Consider the following 17,776-nt stretch of genomic DNA (forward strand, 5'->3'; position numbering starts at 1 on the left):
TCGGCCTTCCTCGATCCTGCGCCGACCATGTCGATCATGGCCGCTCCGTAACATTGCGAATACTTGCGGCCCGACCGGGTGGCCAGATTGCTTGTGGGGGGACTTGGGCTTCAGGCTTTGCGCCTGGCCGGTATCGACTGTTTCTCTATGATTTGGAGACGGAAAATCATGAAAACGGATAGCCAATTGCAAAGCGATGTCATCGCTGAGCTTGAATGGGAACCAAGCGTCGACCACGCGGACATCGGTGTTGCCGTCGTTGATGGTGTCGTGACGTTGAGCGGCTATGTGAAGAGCTATGCCGAGAAACTTGCAGCCGAGCAGGCCGCGCGCCGGGTGGATGGCGTGAAGGCCATCGCCCAGGAAGTGCAGGTGCGCTTCAAGACCGATGCCAAGACGGCCGACCATGAGATCGCCAAACGGATTGTCGATATCATGCAATGGGCCGTGCTTATTCCCGAGGACCGGATCCATGTGACGGTTGAACATGGCTGGGTAACGCTGACCGGCACGGTGGATTGGCATTATCAACGCAACGAAGCGCGGGATGTTGCATCGCGTATCAGCGGTGTGACCGGCGTTTCCAACAATATTGTGGTTGCTTCCCATGTGTCTCCGCCGGAAGTGCGCAGGCGCATTCAGGACGCGTTTGAGCGGCAGGCGGATCTCGATGCCGCCGGGGTAACAATTACGCTGGACGGTGGGAAAGTCACCCTTGGCGGAAAAGTGCGCGCACCTTACGAGCGCCGGGTTGCCGAGCGGGCCGCTTGGGCTGCGCCGGGTGTGACACAGGTCGAGGATCATATCGTGGTGGTTTGACACCCGCCCGGTCACGATCAGGAAAAGCATCCGAACGGCGAGGTTCGGATGCTTTTCCGGTCCGCAAAATCGGTCCTCCACCGATTGCGGTCAGGCGATGTCAGTGCGAGAGCAGAACCGGCAGATCGCTGTTGGCCAGCATCGAGCGGGTGACGCCGCCGAAAAAGGTCTCGATGGTGGGCGAATGGCCATAAGCCCCCATGACGACATAGGCGGCACGGGCCGCATGGGCTCTTTTGAGGATGGCGGAATAGATTGTCTGGCCGCTTTCAACCTGCATGACTTCGACGCTGGGATGGATGCCGTGGCGGGACAGGTAAGTCGCGGCCGATTCCAGCGCAAAGGGGCCTTTTGGCTCGTCAATGTCGATCAGGATGACTTCACCCGCCAGGCCGAGGAGAGGGACAGCGTCATGCAGCGCCTGATCGGCCTCGCGGGAGCCGTCCCAGGCAACAAGAACGGTCCCGTGCAGATCAAGACCTTTACAGGTCTTGGGGACCGCGAGAACGGGGCGCCGTATTCTGGATACAATCCGATTGGCCAACTGGCGTAGTTCCACCGTATCGCCTTTGTCGAGATGACTGGACAGGACAAGAACATCGGCCTGGCCGATGGCATTCTCGATCGCCGTATCGGGCATGCCGATGACCCTGTGCCAATCCCACGCAATGCCTTCGCGCGACAGATTTTGGGTGATGCGGGCCCGATTTGCCGCGGACTTGTCATGCTCGGCGCATGCCAACCGGGCGACCTCCATGCCGCTGTAGGCATCGGCCGCGACCATGGGAAGCAGTTCGACATCGAGGCAGACCAGGTGACCGTCAAGCGCCCTGACCATATCGAACGCGACCTGAAGACGGGCTTCCTGACCTTCATCATCATGAACAAGCACAAGGACATTTTTCATGGATTGCACTCCAAAAACGAGATGCAACTGAACTATCCGCGCCGCTCCCACGCGCCATTGGGAAACATACCGATGCCCTGCATTCAGGGAACCAGCACGATGGCCCCTTCGACCTCGCCGGAACGCAACCGGTCCAGCGCCTTGTTGGCCTCGACAAGCGGCATGGCGGTCACGCTCGTGCGGATACCGGCCCGCTCGGCCAGCGTGAGAAATTCCGCGCCATCGCTTCTGGTGAGGTTGGCGACCGACAGAATTGCCCGCTCGCCCCAAAGATCGGCATAGGGGAAAGCGGGTATGTCGGACATGTGGATGCCCGCACAGACCACCCGGCCTCCTTTGCGCACATGACGCAGCGCAAGCGGCACCAGCCCGCCAACCGGCGCAAAGATTATGGCCGCATCCATCGGTTCGGGCGGAGTTTCTGCCGAACCGCCGGCCCAGACGCAGCCCAGACCGCGCGCGAATTCCTGTCCGGCATGGTCGCCGTCCCGGGTGAAGGCGAATATCCTGCGCCCTTCCCACACCGCGAGTTGGGCCAGAATATGAGCCGCCGCGCCAAAGCCGTAGAGGCCCAGAACGGATGCCTCACCGGCCATTCGATAGGCGCGATAGCCGATCAGGCCTGCGCACAGCAGCGGAGCGGCGTGGATGTCATCAATGCTGCCCGGCAGATGGAAGCAGTAGCGTGCGTCGGCAATGCAATGGCTGGCAAAACCCCCGTCGCGCGTAAATCCGGTGAAGAGCGGCGCGTCACACAGGTTTTCGCGCCGGCTGACGCAGTAAGGGCATGTGCCGCAGGTTTTCCCTAGCCAAGGGATGCCTACCCGCTGTCCGACTTTGAAGCCTGATACGCCCACACCGACTTTCTCGATCCGGCCGACGATTTCGTGGCCCGGTATGATCGGCAAGCTGCCCCGAATATCGCCGTCGGCCACATGCAGGTCGGTGCGGCATACCCCGCATGCCGCAACGGCGACACGCACTTCTCCGGGACCGGGTTCAGGCTTCGGTCGGCTTACCGGGCGTAAGGGGCGCCCCGGAGCATCAAGCTGCATGGCGCGCATGGCGGATCTGGGCATGAGGGTCTCCGAGAAGCCTGCGGGTTAAGGTCTCTTGTCTCCCCTGTGCGGGGCCATCCGTATCATACCCGATATGGCCTCTTGTGACCACGGCGTAGCCCTTCGCCGCGTCCGGTTCTGCGCGAGCCGCGCGGGGGCGGGCGTCACATCACCAATTTCAGGAGTGCGTCATGAACGAGCAGACAAACGTTCCAGCCGTGGGGCCCAAGCATGCCGTTGAAGCCAAACCCGCCCGCCCGATCAACTGGCTGCGGGGCGAGATTGATCGGATGTTTGATGATCTTCCGTTCGGCCGAAGCATACACGGGCTTTTCACCTTTCCGAACATTTCTCTCGAGACGATGCCGCTTACCGAACTGGTCGAAAAGGACGGCGGTTACGTCCTGTCGGTCGAGACGCCGGGCGTGTCGGAAAAGGACATTTCGATCGAACTCGACAATGATATTCTGACCATATCGGGCGAGAAAAAGGCGGAAAGCGAAACAAAAGATGCCGGATATCTGATCAGCGAGCGCAGTTACGGCGCCTTTCGCCGCCGCTTTACCCTGCCGGGCGATGTCGATCCTGCTTCGATAGAGGCGAAGATGAAGGATGGCGTGCTCAAGCTCGACATGAAAAAGGACAAAGACGCCGCGCAGCGTTCACGCAAGATCGCCATTGGTTAGATCCTGCCAAAAGCGGGTGGGCGGAAAAACCTCGATGACAGGCTTTGCCGCCCGCCACCGCGCCCATACTGCCATTCGGCGCTCTTGCAGCGATCGGCCCGCTGCCGGCCTTATGCCCAATGTGCGGCAAAATGTGCGCCTTGCGCCAAGACCCGTAACATTGCGGATAACACAGGCTCCCGCATTTACCGACTTTCCGGCCATCAGCCGCAGGAGCGGGGAGGCGACATTCCAGCCCCTTTCTCCATTCTTTCAGTCAAAGGCCGTTTGTCATGGCGCTCCAGTCCAATCAGGGTTTTGTCTTGCCGACACCGCCGGAAAGTCCGGTGATCGCATTTGTCGATGGTTCGCGCCGTTCGCGCGATGTGGTGCTTGCCGCTGCGGATTTTGCCCGTTCCTGCATGCGGCCTCTGATCCTGTTTCACGCGATGCCGGAACCGGTCGACCTGTCGGCCATTCCCGATCCTCTTGCCTGGAGCATCCGTCGGCAGGAGGCCCGCAAGGATCTTGCCCGGTGGCGTGATATGCTGCCCCAGCTTCCCGGTGCGGTATCGCTCGAACTGAGCGAAGGGGACTGGCTGAGCGCGCTGGGCAGCCGCGCTTGCGAAGCGGGCGCCTTGACGGTGATCGGCTCTCCTCATGCCGATGAATATTGCGATGCGGCCGGTCAGGCGGCGAAACTGATCGCCGGCACCCAACTCGGTTCGGTGCTGCTTGTCCCTTCCGGTTACACATCGCGCGAAGTGATGATGCGGCGCATCGCCGTTCCCATCGACGGCTCGAATTATGCCGAAGCGGCGCTTGCCGAAGCCGTCCGGCTGGCCCGAAAATCGCAGGCGGAACTGCTGCTTGTCCATGTTGTTCCCGATGCGGCGCTGACCGAATTCGGTCCGCTGGCTACCGGCGATCTTGAACTGCGCAAACGTCTCGAGGAGCGCAATGAGAAGGCCGCCTGCGGATTCATGGAGACCACCCGGCGCAGGCTGATTGATCAGGGGCTTGTGGCCAGGGTTCTGTGCAAAAAGGGGGATACGCGCAGCACCTTGCTCAAGGTCCTGAGCGAACAGGAGCCGGATCTGGTCGTCATTTCGGCCAAGGGGCAGGGCGGCAGGCATTGCAGCGATCTGTCGATCGGCGGCACGGCCAGTTATCTGCTCGATCATCTTGCCTGCCCGGTCATGCTGGTCCGTCCGCCAAGGTTGAGCGGCGCGCGCAGTCACGCGCAGCAACATGCCGGTTCTCCGGGTTTGCGAAGCCCTGTCATCCGTCATCTTGCCTGATGCTTTCGGCCATCGAGGACCCTGTCGCCTGTCATGCCTGGGAAACGGGCAAGACGCATGCTTTGGCCCGACGTTGCGGGCCGCCCAAATCGATCGAGTTGTGGGCACGAATTGAGCGCATCGGAGACTGGTTGAAAGAGGCCATGGCCGCCGCGGCGGTGGCCGAACCGGCGGTATCATCGGCGGCCGAATGGCTTCTGGACAATGGCTATCAGGTTCAACGGGCGGTTTTGCAGATCGAGCAGGACATGCCTGCCGGATTCTATCGCAAACTCAAGATGATCGCCGCCGGTCCGGAGCAAGGCGAGCCGCGTGTTCTCATCGTCGCGCACGATCTGCTGTATGCCACGCATTTCCAGATCGGGCGCGAGAGCGTTCTGGCCTATCTTGAAGGCTATCAGCGGAATGATCCGCTTGATATCGCGGAAATATGGGCTTTGCCTGCCGCCTTGCGCATTGCTTGTCTCGAACTGCTGATTGCAGGTTTTGCGCGAGCCTTTCCCGCTGTGCCCGCGCCGATCAGCGTAAGCGCGACCTGTCGGAAGTATCTGGGCTTTTACGAGCCGGTCGAATGCATTGCTCGCTCGATCGCCAATCTGGGCATTATTTCCAATATTTCCTGGTCCGATGTGTTCGATGCGGCCAGCCATGTCGAACGCGTGCTGGCCCGTGATGCGGCAAATGCCTATGCGGCGATGGATTTCGAGACCCGCGATACCTATCGGCGCGCGATCGAGCGGATCGCGGAGCAAAGCGGCAACAATGAGGTAACGGTCGCCGAAAACGCGGTTCTGCGCTCTGGCGCGAGCGGGGAGCTGCCCGCTTCCCATGTCGGCTATTGGCTGGTCGGAGCGGGCAGGCAGCAATTTGCCAAGGAACTCGGCGCAAGGCAGACGCCGGGCAGACGCTTGCTGGCGCTTCTTGCCGGACATCCCGGCTCGGCCTATTTCGCCGCATTGCTTTTATGCGGGCTTGCCGGTCTCGCGCTCCCGTCGCTCTTTCTTGCCGTCAATCGCGCATCCGAACTGCAATGGGCGGCAGGGCTGGCATTTTCGGTGCTGCCGGCAACGGTGCTGAGCGTGACGCTGATCAATTGGCTGGTAACCAATCTGGTCGCGCCCAAGAGGCTGCCCAAGCTTGATTTTTCTCAAGGCATTGCACCGGCCTGGCCGACGCTCGTGGTCATGCCGGTCATCGTGGGGGAACCGGCGCAGATCGGCGGTCTGCTGGCTCGGCTCGAGGCGCACAGTCTGGCCAATCCCGAAGCGCGAGGCTTTGTTTTGCTCTCCGACCCATCCGATGCGGCAAGCGAGCGCAAGCCGGAGGATGACGCTGTCGAGGCAGCGCTCAGGCAGGGCATCGACAGGCTGAACCGCAAATATGCCGCACAAGAAGGCGGGCCGGGATTTTGTCTCCTGCACCGAAGCCGCCAATATAACGCCGCGCAAGGCTGCTGGATGGCGTGGGAGCGTAAACGGGGCAAGCTGGAGGAATTCAACCGCTATTTGCAGACCGGAGACAGCCGGGCGTTCTCTTTGACCGCAGGCCCGCTTGAGCGGCTGTCCGGCGCACGTTTTGTGGTGACGGCCGATGCGGATACCCGCCTGCCTCCCGGCACTGTTGCCCGGATGGCCGGAACTTTGGCCCATCCTTTGAACCGCCCGATTTTCGCCGCATCGGGCCGGGTGGTTTCAGGCTACACCATTCTGCAGCCCCGCGTGGAAATCGCCCCGCACGGCGCGGACAGCCTGTTCGCCAGATTGTTTGGCGGGGATACCGCCATTGATATCTATTCCCGTGCGGTGAGCGATGTTTATCAGGATCTTGTCGGCACCGGTAATTTTGTGGGCAAAGGCATATACGACATTGCCGGTTTTACCCGCAGCCTGGAGGGCCGCATTCCTGAAAACTACCTGTTGAGCCACGATTTATGGGAAGGGCTGCATGGTCGGTCCGGGCTTGCCAGCGACATCATCGTTTATGAAAGCTTCCCCTCGAGTTACGGCGAATATGTGCGCCGCTGGCACCGCTGGGTGCGCGGTGACTGGCAGTTGCTGCCCTGGCTTTTTCCGTGGGTGCCGGGGCCGGGAGGCCGACGCCTCAAAAACCGGCTGACGCTGTTCGATCGTCTGCGGATCTGGGATAATATGCGCCGCAGTCTGGTTCCGGCCAGCGTGCTGCTGCTGATGGTGAGCGGATGGTTCCTGCTGCCCGGCAGCCCTTTGTGCTGGACCATACTGGCGCTTTTGGTGCCGGGCGCCTGGCTGTTCACTGATCTGGTTACAGGGCTCGCGCGGGGGCGCCGGCGCGGTGTGATCAGCAGCACCTTTCATCGGACGGGCGAACATCTGGGGCGCTGGCTGCTGCAGATAGCCTTTCTGCCATCCGATGCCGCAACCGCGATGCATGCCATGGCCGTTACGTTGTGGCGCATCGGCCGCCGCAGGCATATGCTGGAATGGACCAGCGCCGCCGATGTCGAACGCAAATTGGTCAAATCCACCCATCGGGCAGCGCAATGGCGGATAAGCTCGGCTTCGAGCGTATTTGCGCTGGGCCTTCTTGTGGCCTTTTTTGCCTTTGACGGCCATGGTTTCGGCGCGGCCGCTCCGCTTTTGTGCCTGTGGTTGATTGCGCCGGAAATCGCTGTTGCCACCGGCGCGCCGCGACCGCGTCCGGTCTCGCAGCTTGATGACGCGGCGAGGATTTTTCTGCGCCGCACGGCAAGACGCAGCTGGTTGTTTTTCGAAACATTCGTGCGCCCGGAAGACAATTGGCTGCCTCCCGACAATCATCAGATGGAACCCGTCGAGGCAACCGCCCATCGCACCTCGCCCACCAACATCGGAATGATGGCGCTGTCCATGGTCTGCGCCTGGCGGCTGGGGCATATCAGCGCGCAGGAACTGCATACCCGATCCGAAGCCATGTTTTCCTCGCTGCTCCGGCTGGAGCGGTGGCACGGCCATTTTCTGAACTGGTACGACACCCTGTCGCTGGCCCCGCTCGAGCCTCGCTATGTGTCGACGGTTGACAGCGGCAATCTGGCGGTCAGCATGATCGTGCTGGCTCAGGGATGCCGGCTGGCAGCGGACCGGCCGGTGTTCTCGGCGGCGCGATGGGAGGGGCTGGAGGATTGTCTGGCGTTGCTGGGCGAATTGCTCGAGCTAGGCAGCCATGATTGCAGCGCGTTGACCTCGTTCACGGCAGAGATACGGCTTGCGCGAAGCGAACCGGACCGCTGGCCCTGGATCGCGGCTCGTGGGCTTGAGGAAATTGCGCGTCTGCGCGCCGATCTTGTCCGTTCGACCGGGGAGCTGGCTGTTCATTCGGGCGATAGGCTGCGGCAGTTGCGCATTTGGATCGAGCGCAGCGAACATCATCTGATCGCCTGTCAGCGCGATCTGGAGGACTACCTGCCGTGGCTGGGCGTCCAGACCCTTGCGCCGCCCGAGGCAAAGGGGTTCGCAGAGCGGATGGCCCAATGCCTGTCCCCCTATGCCCCGATCAGCGATTGCGCGCATCTGGCCAGAGCGGCCAAGGCGGTGGAACGCGCCTTTGCGGCTGTGCCTTATTCCGAAGAGGTGCGGGTCTGGATGGCCAGGCTGGGCCATGTCACGCGGCGGGCCCTTGCTCGCTGGCGCAGGCTTGAACGGGCATTGAAGGCCAGCGCGGCCAAGGCTGCCGCACTGGCTCAGGAGATGGAGTTTGCTCCTCTCTATGACCCGCGCCGCAAGCTTTTTCATATCGGCTACGACCTCAGCGCGCAGCGCATCGACCCGCATTACTACGATCTTCTGGCCAGCGAGGCGCGGTTGGCAAGCTATTTTGCCATCGCCAAGCAGGATGTTCCGCCAGAGCACTGGTTCCATCTCGGCAGGCCGATTGTGAAGCATCCGGGCGCATTGGCTTTGGTTTCCTGGAACGGCTCGATGTTTGAATATCTGATGCCGGCCCTTTTCCTGCGCAGCGACCCGGAAACCCTGCTGGGCGAAAGCGAACGCAGCGCCGTTGCAAGCCAGCAGAAATATGCGGCCCGACGGGATGTGCCATGGGGTATTTCGGAATCGGGTTTCGCCTCGGCCGGATCGGACGGCATCCTGCGGTATCGCGCCTTCGGCGTGCCGGAACTGGGCCTGCGCCGGGGGTTGAACGAAGACCTCGTGATTTCACCCTATGCCACGGCTCTGGCGCTGGCGGCCGATCCTCAAGGGGCAGCGGCCAATCTGAAAAGGTTGAAGGCCTGCGGTGCGGTTGGCCCTTTCGGTTTCTTCGAGGCGCTGGATTACACCGCCGCGCGATGTGGCGAAGGAGGCAAACCCCTCGCCGTGCAATCCTTCATGGCCCACCATCAGGGAATGATCATCGCGGCAATCGGCAATGCGCTGTGCGACAACATCTTCGTTTCGCTCTTTCATGGCGATCCGAGGGTTCAGACTGTGGATCTCTTGTTGAACGAACGCATCCCATGGGAACTGCCGCCGGAAATCGAGCGGTTGGACCGTATGGTCAAGACACCCTCGGCCGGTTCCGAAATGGCGCGGCCAGAGCCTTGGGAGGCAAGGGGCCATCCCGAACAGGCCTGTCATTTGCTTGGCAACGGCCGACTTTCCCTGCGGCTTGGCGGGGACGGCAGCGGCGATCTGCGTTGGAAGGGGCTGGCGCTGACCCGTCCGGCCGCCATCGATCAGGACATCGGACATTTCTTCTATTGTCGAGACCATGACAGCGCCGTGGCCTGGTCGCCTACAAGGATGCCTTTGGGGCGCGGGGCCGATCATACCATTTATCATGCCCACAAGGTTGAATTCAGAAAAGAGGCGGAGGGCATAGCTGCTGTTCTCGATGTGCTGGTGGCGCCTTCGGAGGATGTCGAGATACGTCGCCTGCGATTGGTCAACACCACGGGGCGGACGCGGCGGATTGAGCTTGTCAGTCATGCCGAAATCGCTCTTGCGCCGGCCGCCGAATGGTTGCGCCATCCCGCTTTTGCGCGCCTGTTCGTCGAGGCGGAAACGCATGATGAACTGCACGCGCTGCTTTTTGCCCTGCGGGCCCGTGCTCCCGGAGCCGCGGCTCCGGTGCTGGTACAGCGCCTTGTCATGTCCGATGAAGGCGTTCGGTTGCGGGGCTGGGAGGTCTCACGCCCAAAGTCGCGGCCCCGCCTGGCCAATTCCCGGGATTTTCCCCGCTGCTCGGAAGGGGCGGGCCCGCGCGGGAAATACCCGCTTGATCCGGCTGCGGTGTTTGACATCGACATGGAATTGCCGCCCCATGGCGAGGCACAATTGGCGATAGTGACAACGGTTGCCTCTTCACGCGAAGAAGCGCTGGATCTGTCGCGCCGCTACGGCTCGCTCGGCGCTTTGGATTGGGCGGAACAGGACGCCGCCGCCCGGTCCACAAGGGATCTGCATGCGCTGGGCCTGCGGCCCGGCCGTCTGGTCGAGGTTCAAGCACTGTTCGCCGCCCTGGCGGGGCCGCCAATGCCAAGAGCCGCATCCGGAGAAAGCGGGCAAAGGGACGATCTCTGGGCGCTGGGCATATCGGGCGACAACCCGCTGCTGCTGGTCGAACTGGACGAGGAATTCGCCGCCGAGGAGCTGCGTTTCATACTGGCGGCTCAACGGTTTTGGCGTTGGCGCGGATTTGAGATCGATCTTGCACTTCTGCATCCCGGCATTTCAGGCTACTTTGAGCCTTTGCGTGACCGCATCCTTGAGGTCGTGCGGCAGGCCGGCAGCGACGATCTGATCGGCACACGCTCCGGCATCCATATCCTTGCCCGCGAATATATCGAGGAGAGGCGCCTGCGGGTGCTGCGCGATGCGGCCGGTGCGGCGATTCAGGGAGACGGGGGGGCGTGGGCCGCCCAGGTCGGCCGACATCCATCGCAAGACGAAGTCGGTCCTTCATTCGTGCCGACGGGAAGAAAGGCGGATTTCGAACCATTGGCGCCCGCAGAAACCGGCGAACTCGAATTTGCCAACGGTCTGGGCGGCTTTACGCCTTGCGGAGATTACCGGATCGCGCTGGGCCCCATGCAGACCACACCGGCGCCATGGGCCAACGTCCTTGCCAATCCCGGCTTCGGCAGCATCGTCACCGAGGCCGGGCCCGGCTTTACCTTTGCCGGCAACAGCGGGGAAAACCGGCTGACCCAATGGCATAATGATCCTCTTGCCGACAGACAGGGGGAAGCTCTCTATCTGAGAGATGAGGAAACGGGGCAGATATGGTCGGTAACGCCGCTGCCTGCCGGGCGAGACGGGAGGTGTCTGGTGGAGCACGGTCTCGGCCAAAGCCGTTGGCACCGGCGGGACAGGGGGCTGGATCAGACATTGTGCTGCTTTGTCGCTCCTGAAGATCCGGTCAAGATTTTCCGTCTGAAACTGACTGACTGCTCGGGCACGGCCCGCCGTATCACGGCAACATGTTTTGCCGACTGGATGCTGGGCGCTGTGGCGGGGGAACCGGCGATGTTGCGCAAATGTACCTATCGTCCGGAACTGCGCGCCATCCTTGCCACCAATCATTGGCAAAGCGACTTTTCCGGCCAAATCGCTTTTCTTGCCGCCGGCGCTCCTCCCCACAGCCTGACGACCTCGCGCCGCGCCTTTCTTGGGGTTCCGGCAGATTGGCAATGCCCGCTGGGCCTTATGAACTGGGATCTGGGCAACCATCCGGAAAATGCCGGAGCCGACGCCATCGCCGCGCTCCAGCTTCATCTGAATGTGCCTGCGCATGGGCAATGCGAGATCGTTTTCCTGCTGGGAGAAGCCGACAGCGAAGAGCAGGTTGCCGACATCATCGGACGGTGGCAGTCTGCGCCGCAGATCGATGCCGGAGTTGACCGTCTGGCCCAAACCTGGGCTGCGCATTGCGCTGTTGAAGCCTCCACCCCCGATCCCGCGTTTGATCTCATGGTCAACCGCTGGTTGCCCTACCAGACGCTGTCCTCGCGCCTTTGGGGCCGCGCGGGTTATTATCAGGCCTCGGGCGCTTTCGGATTTCGGGATCAGCTTCAGGATGTGCTTGGGCTGCTATGGTCCGATCCGGGGCTGGCGCGCCGACAGATCCTGCGTGCCGCCGCCCACCAGTTTGCGCAGGGCGATGTTCTGCATTGGTGGCATCCGCCGGGGGGGAGGGGCGTGCGCACGCGCTGTTCCGACGATCTGCTTTGGCTTCCCTATGCGGTTGCCCGATATGTTCATTCCACCGGCGATGTTGCGCTGCTGGCTGAAGAGGTGCCCTTCCTTGACGCACCCGAACTGGGCGCGGACGAACATGATCGTTTCGCGCAATTTCCTGTTGGGGAAAAAGCGACTGTCCATGAGCATTGTCTGCGCGCCTTTGAGCGGGCCTGGCGTCTGGGTGACCACGGGCTGCCGTTGATCGGCGATGGCGACTGGAATGACGGGATGAACAGAGTGGGCAGCGGGGGCAGGGGCGAAAGCGTCTGGCTCGGCTGGTTTATGGCGGCCACGATCCGCGATTTTGCGCGCCTTGGATGCGAGGGCGATCACAAAGACTTTGCCGTTACGTGGCTTGCGCGCGCCGAGGCCTTGACGGCAGCCATCGAGCGGGACGGTTGGGACGGCCAATGGTATATCCGGGCCATTGACGATCAGGGGCGAAGCTGGGGGGGCCGGTCCAGCGAAGAATGCCGTATCGATTCCCTTGCCCAGTCCTGGGCGGTTATGGCGGGCGGAGGTGATCCGGACCGGGCAAAACTTGCTCTTGAGAGCGCATTTCACGATCTGGTGCGCCCGGAGGACGACATTGTCCGTCTGCTCTATCCTCCTTTTCAGACAACCGCGCGCGATCCGGGCTATATCAAGGCCTATCCCCCAGGGATCCGCGAAAACGGCGGGCAATACAGCCACGCAGCCGCATGGCTGGGTATTGCCGCCGCGATGGTGGGGGACGGGGCTCGGGCCAAAGCGGTATTTGACCGGATCAATCCCATCAACCACAGTTGCGCGCGTCATTCTGCGCAGAAATATGCGATCGAGCCCTATGTTGTGGCAGGCGACATAGGCGGCGGCGAGGAAAATCCGGGGCGGGGCGGTTGGAGCTGGTACACAGGCGCTGCTGCATGGACATGGCGGTTGGCCGCTGAACATATCCTTGGGCTGGGGCTCGAAGGTGGTCGGTTGAAGCTGGCTCCCTGCCTTCCGCCCGATTGGCCGGGTTTTTCCGCAAGGCTTCGCGGCGAGGGCGTCATTGAAGTGACGGTGTTGCGGGGCGAGGTCGCCGGTCTGACCGTCGATGGTGAAAATCATGCCGCTTCGACCATTCCGTTTCCGGGGCAGGGTTTGATCCGCAAGGTTACGCTTGTCATCGCAGCTTCCGGATAAACACCATAGCGCACTTGGGTCGGGCCTCCCGCAGCCTCGATCCCTTGGTCGATGGTGCGGATTGGATAGGTATATTCACGCATAGATGGGCCGGTGGTTTTACGAAAATACCATTGGCCTGACTGGATCGCGTCCCGCCTGCGGGGGCCGACGATATGGATTCAGCGCCGACAGGGAGGTGGGATCTCGCACGGTCGGGAATGCATGGCATGCCGTTTGGCGGGAATATGGGGGGCGGGATGTTGAAAGTTCTGCAAAGCAGCGACATCGAGAATCTCTTCTTGAATCATCTGCCCATCGCGGTGGCGATATTTGACAGCGAAATGCGTTATCTGGCCTGTAGCCGCCGCTGGATGCTGGATTACGGTATTCAGGATCAATGCATTATCGGCAAATCCCATTACGAGATCTTTCCGGAGATCGACGGACGCATACGGGATATCCATCGCCGCGTGCTGGCAGGGGAAAGTCTGTCCTGCGATGCCGAGGCGTTTCATCGGCTGGACGGTTCGGTCGACTGGGTCGAATGGGATATGGTGCCCTGGCATGGACCGGCGGGAGAAATCGCCGGTGCCATCCTGTTTACCCGTGTCGTCAATGATCTTGTCCGCATGCGTCAGGAGGCCGTGACACTGCGGACCGAACTGAACCTGTTGATCGACAGCGCCAGGCAATATGCGATCTCGATGTTTGATCCGGACGGGCAAGTGGTGCTCTGGAACAAGGGCGCCGAGCGGCTCTATGGTTGGAGCGAAGCCGAAGCGCTGGGCAAGTCCATCAGTTTTTTCTTCGAAAATCGTGCAAGTGATGAGGAACAGGTCCGATCCTGGCTGCAGACGGCTCTGGTTTCCGGGCCTGTCGTGGAACGGAGTTGGAGAAAGAGGAAGGATGGAACCTCGTTCTTTGGCGAAGTGAATATCAGCAGAATTGAAGACGGCGACGGATTGCTCGTCGGATACAGCACTGTGGTTCGGGATATTACCGAGGAATATTCCCAGTTGCGGCGGATTGAGGCCAGCGAAGCGCAGCTTCGCGCGATCCTCGATACGGTTCCCGACGCGATGGTGACGATCAATGAGAACGGAATTGTTCAGTCGTTCAGTGCGGCGGCGCAGCAGTTGTTTGGTTACAGCCCCGACGAGGTGATCGGGAAAAACGTTGCCATGCTGATGGACGAGCCCGATGCGCAGCATCACGATGAATATCTGAAACGCTACCTTGCCACGGGCCATCGCCATATCATCGGCAACATGCGCTGCGTGAACGGAAGGCGAAAGGACGGCACGCTCTTTCCGCACGAACTCTATATCGGCGAAGCCATTTCCCGGGACAGCCGTGTTTTTACAGGTTTTCTCCGCGATCTGACCAAGCGGCGCGAGGCAGAGGCGAAGTTTCAGGAACTCCAGTCCGAACTGATCCATATTTCGCGGGTTTCCGCGATAGGCACCATGGCGACGGCGTTGGCGCATGAGCTCAATCAGCCTCTGACCGCGATCGCGAATTATGTTCAGTCATCCGCCATTTTGCTTGCTCCCTATGAGGACGAGGCCGTCGCGACGGTACGCGGCGCGATGGAGGAGGCCGCCCGAGAGGCATTGCGGGCAGGGGCCATCGTCCGCAGGCTGCGTGAATTTGTTGCGCGCGGCGATCTCGAGCGCGTGATCGTGCGGCCCTGTGATCTGGTGGCCCAGGCCAACGCCCTGGGGGCGGTGGGCAGCAAGGCCCGCGGTGTTGTCTGTGTGTTGAATGTGCCGGATTCCTTGCCCTGTGTGCTGGTCGACAGGGTGCAGATCCAGCAGGTGCTGCTCAATCTCCTTCGCAATGCTCTCGATGCTCTGGATGACACAGGCGTCATTGTCATCGGCGGAGAAGTCATGGGCAATATGCTCCATCTTTCGATGATGGATAACGGGCCGGGCATCGCCCCTCAATTGGAGGCCGAACTGTTCGAGCCGTTCGTCACCAGCAAGGCGACCGGAATGGGCATCGGGCTGGCCATCAGCCGCACCATCATCGAGGCCCATGGCGGGCGCCTTTGGTATGAAAAGGTCGACGGGGGAGGGGCCGCTTTTCACTTCACTTTACCGATCGCGGAGACAGGCGATGCATAAACAGGGGTTGGTTCATATTGTCGATGATGAGGAATCTGTGCGTCGCTCTCTGGATTTCCTTTTGCGCACTTCAGGTTATCGTGTCGAACGGTGGACGGATGGAACGAAGTTTCTCGATTGCGCGGACAATTCGGTCGCGGCCTGTGTATTGATGGATATCCGGATGCCGGGCCTTGACGGGTTGGCGGTTCAGGAGCGGATGGAAGATCGGGGGCTCAATTTTCCGGTCATCGTTCTGACCGGCCATGGGGATATCACGCTGGCGGTTCAGGCGATGCGGGGGGGAGCCATTGATTTTCTGGAGAAGCCTTTTGACCGTGAGCGGCTCATTCAGTCGATCGAACTGGGGTTTCGGCAAATTGACGATCGCAACGCGTTGCTTGAACGCGCGCAATGGGCAAGGGGGCAAACCGCAAAGCTGACCGAGCGTGAGCGCGAGGTGCTTGATGGTCTGGCCTGCGGGTATCCCAACAAGACGATCGCCTATGATCTTGGCATCAGTTCGCGAACCGTCGAGGTCTATCGCGCCAATATCATGGAAAAGCTGGCCGTCACCAATTTTGCCGATGCGTTGCGCATCGCGTTCGCGGCCGGACTGGGGCGGGAGAGGGAATGGAAGCGGACCCATCGCATCCGGTCTCGAACAGGCTGACACATGCTGTGCCGCCAACGCAGGCATCACAGCGCCCCGATTGGAACGGTCGGGCGATCATGGCGCGGGCGGTAAAGCCCCGGTCTGTCGGCTATGTATATAACCCAATGCCGCGTCGTCGCGTCCTGCTTAGGCTTGCTGGTTCCATCAACCGGAGGCATCAGAGTCGCGATGATCCATTCTGCAAAGCTGGAACCGCAGCGTTACGGCATAGCCATGCCGGCAAAATCGGGAGAGATGCTTTTTCTGGAGGGCGACCCTTGCGAGCATGTCTATGAACTGCGCGCGGGCGTGGCGCGGGGCATCAGTGTTTCTGTCGAGGGGGATCGCCAGGTCGCCGCTTTCTTTTTCGCCGGAGATCAGATTGGATTGCCCGTGACCGAAACGTACCGTTTTACCGCCGAGGCGGTCACCGATCTGCTTTATGTGCGTCATTCACGCCGTTGCTGGCACGAGGCGCTGATCCGCAGTTGCCGGGAGGATGGCCGATTGCTGTCTTCGATCTGGGCCGAACAGGACCCCATTTTCCGACGCGGCATCATTCTGGGCTGCAATGGAGTGCTTGTCAGGCTTTGCGCCTTGCTCAGCTCGATCATGGATCGCCTGGCCGTAACGAGCGACGGCAGCCTGTTTTTACCTCTCCCGCAGGTCGATATGGCCGCTTATCTGGCGACCACGCCGGAGTCGGTCTGTAGGGCATTGCGCCGGCTTCGCGAACAGATGATCATAACCATGCCCCGGCGTGATCAGATCAAGATCATCGACCGTGAACGGCTCGAGGCATTCGCAGGCGGCGTGGCGCGCCAGACCGGCCCCGCTTTCCTCTGATGAGAGCAGATGTCAGGCAGGCCTGAATGAGGCCAATTCTCCCTCGCGCCGAGGTGATGGCAGGTTTGAGCGCAAGTCGGCGCCATGGGTCTGCCTTGATCGCGATGCGGCCTGAGAAAAGTGTTTCGCTTTGAAAATGCGATATGCTGGTGGAATTTTGAAAGTAATTTTCAAATAATTGAACAATACACAAAAATACGTGATTTACCGAGGCGGATGATTGCGGATCAATGCCATGAATGGATGATGCGAAAGCCCAATTGCGCATGTGGGCGCAAGGAGGGAATTCCATGTTTAAAGAAATCATGTTCGCATCTGCTCTGGCTTTGGCCGTGGCGACGCCGGCACTTGCCCAGAATTCGGATGGTCCGATCCGCTGGGACGGCCCCTATATTGGTGTCAATGTGGGGCTTGGCAGCAGCACGCTGAAATATCCCCTCAACGCCACGATTCACACGTCAACGGCAACCACCCTGTCGGGAGAAGCGCGGCAGAGTTCGAGCGGCGTCATCGGTGGCGGCCACCTGGGCTATAATATCGCGACCTCCGGCCTTGTTCTGGGGCTTGAGGCCGATATCATGGCCAGTGATGTCAAGGGCGAGACCTCGCTTTCCGGCAGCGCCGGGGGCGGTGCAAGCGGGACCGCATCCATCGGCGCGGTGTCCAGCATCGACTATCTCGGCACGGTCCGGGCGCGGGTCGGGGCGCCGATGATGGAGGGGCGCTTCATGCCCTTTGTGACCGGAGGGTTTGCCTATGGCCGGGTCAGGACGAAGCTCTCCGGCGCGATCAGCGGTGCCTTGGCCGGATCGACATCTCCGGTCAATCTCGCCGGCGGGAATTCGTATCATTCGGATCAGACGGGCTGGGTGCTTGGTGCGGGGGCCGATTATGCACTCACCAGAAACCTGATATTCCGTGCGGAATATCTTTACACCGATCTGGGCACCAACACGATCACCAACCGCTCGCTGTCGCTGCTGGGCACCGCGATTGATGCTGATGTCCGGATGAAAACCACTGCAAACATACTCCGGGTCGGCATGTCTTATCGCTTTTGAATCGGCCCGATCCT

Annotated in this window: 10 protein-coding genes; 8 read left to right on the forward strand and 2 right to left on the reverse strand. The window is 61.1% G+C overall.

Translation table 11 applies throughout. The features are described 5' to 3' along the window. Positions 1-168: 168 nt before the first annotated feature. Positions 169-819, forward strand: a complete 651-nt coding sequence (locus tag PQ457_RS06425) for a BON domain-containing protein (protein ID WP_273618903.1) — start codon at positions 169-171, stop codon at positions 817-819. Between the two features lie 100 nt (positions 820-919). Here the strand turns inward: PQ457_RS06425 and PQ457_RS06430 are convergent, their stop codons facing one another. Both PQ457_RS06430 and PQ457_RS06435 read right to left on the reverse strand, forming a co-directional pair. Next, a complete protein-coding gene (locus PQ457_RS06430; protein ID WP_273618904.1) occupies positions 920-1,726 on the reverse strand; it encodes a universal stress protein in 807 nt (268 codons plus the stop codon). Positions 1,727-1,809: 83 nt separating this feature from the next. Then, positions 1,810-2,709, reverse strand: a complete 900-nt coding sequence (locus PQ457_RS06435) for a zinc-dependent alcohol dehydrogenase family protein (protein ID WP_420540969.1) — start codon at positions 2,707-2,709, stop codon at positions 1,810-1,812. Between the two features lie 266 nt (positions 2,710-2,975). On the opposite strand from PQ457_RS06435, the gene PQ457_RS06440 reads away from it, so the two are divergent. The 7 genes from PQ457_RS06440 (at position 2,976) to PQ457_RS06470 (ending at position 17,762) form a co-directional block, all read left to right on the forward strand. Then, a complete protein-coding gene (locus tag PQ457_RS06440) occupies positions 2,976-3,470 on the forward strand; it encodes an Hsp20/alpha crystallin family protein (protein ID WP_273618905.1) in 495 nt (164 codons plus the stop codon). Positions 3,471-3,742: 272 nt separating this feature from the next. Beyond that, positions 3,743-4,750: a universal stress protein gene (locus tag PQ457_RS06445; protein WP_273618906.1), complete on the forward strand. Its 1,008-nt coding sequence runs from the start codon at positions 3,743-3,745 to the stop codon at positions 4,748-4,750. Positions 4,751-4,848: 98 nt separating this feature from the next. After that, positions 4,849-13,110: a GH36-type glycosyl hydrolase domain-containing protein gene (locus PQ457_RS06450; protein WP_273618907.1), complete on the forward strand. Its 8,262-nt coding sequence runs from the start codon at positions 4,849-4,851 to the stop codon at positions 13,108-13,110. Positions 13,111-13,349: 239 nt separating this feature from the next. After that, a complete protein-coding gene (locus tag PQ457_RS06455; RefSeq protein WP_273618908.1) occupies positions 13,350-15,221 on the forward strand; it encodes a PAS domain S-box protein in 1,872 nt (623 codons plus the stop codon). Further along, the gene (locus PQ457_RS06460; RefSeq protein ID WP_273619265.1) at positions 15,214-15,873 is read left to right on the forward strand and encodes a response regulator transcription factor; all 660 of its coding nucleotides are present in this window, start codon (positions 15,214-15,216) and stop codon (positions 15,871-15,873) included. Before PQ457_RS06455 ends, PQ457_RS06460 begins: the two co-directional genes overlap by 8 nt. A 171-nt stretch (positions 15,874-16,044) precedes the next feature. Further along, on the forward strand, positions 16,045-16,701 hold the full coding sequence (locus PQ457_RS06465) for a Crp/Fnr family transcriptional regulator (RefSeq protein WP_273618909.1): 657 nt from the start codon (positions 16,045-16,047) through the stop codon (positions 16,699-16,701). A 239-nt stretch (positions 16,702-16,940) separates the two neighbouring features. After that, entirely contained in the window at positions 16,941-17,762 is an 822-nt protein-coding gene (locus tag PQ457_RS06470; RefSeq protein ID WP_273618910.1) for an outer membrane protein, read from the forward strand. The last annotated feature ends 14 nt before the right edge of the window (positions 17,763-17,776 follow it).

This window comes from Novosphingobium humi, from assembly GCF_028607105.1.
GTDB lineage: Bacteria > Pseudomonadota > Alphaproteobacteria > Sphingomonadales > Sphingomonadaceae > Novosphingobium > Novosphingobium humi.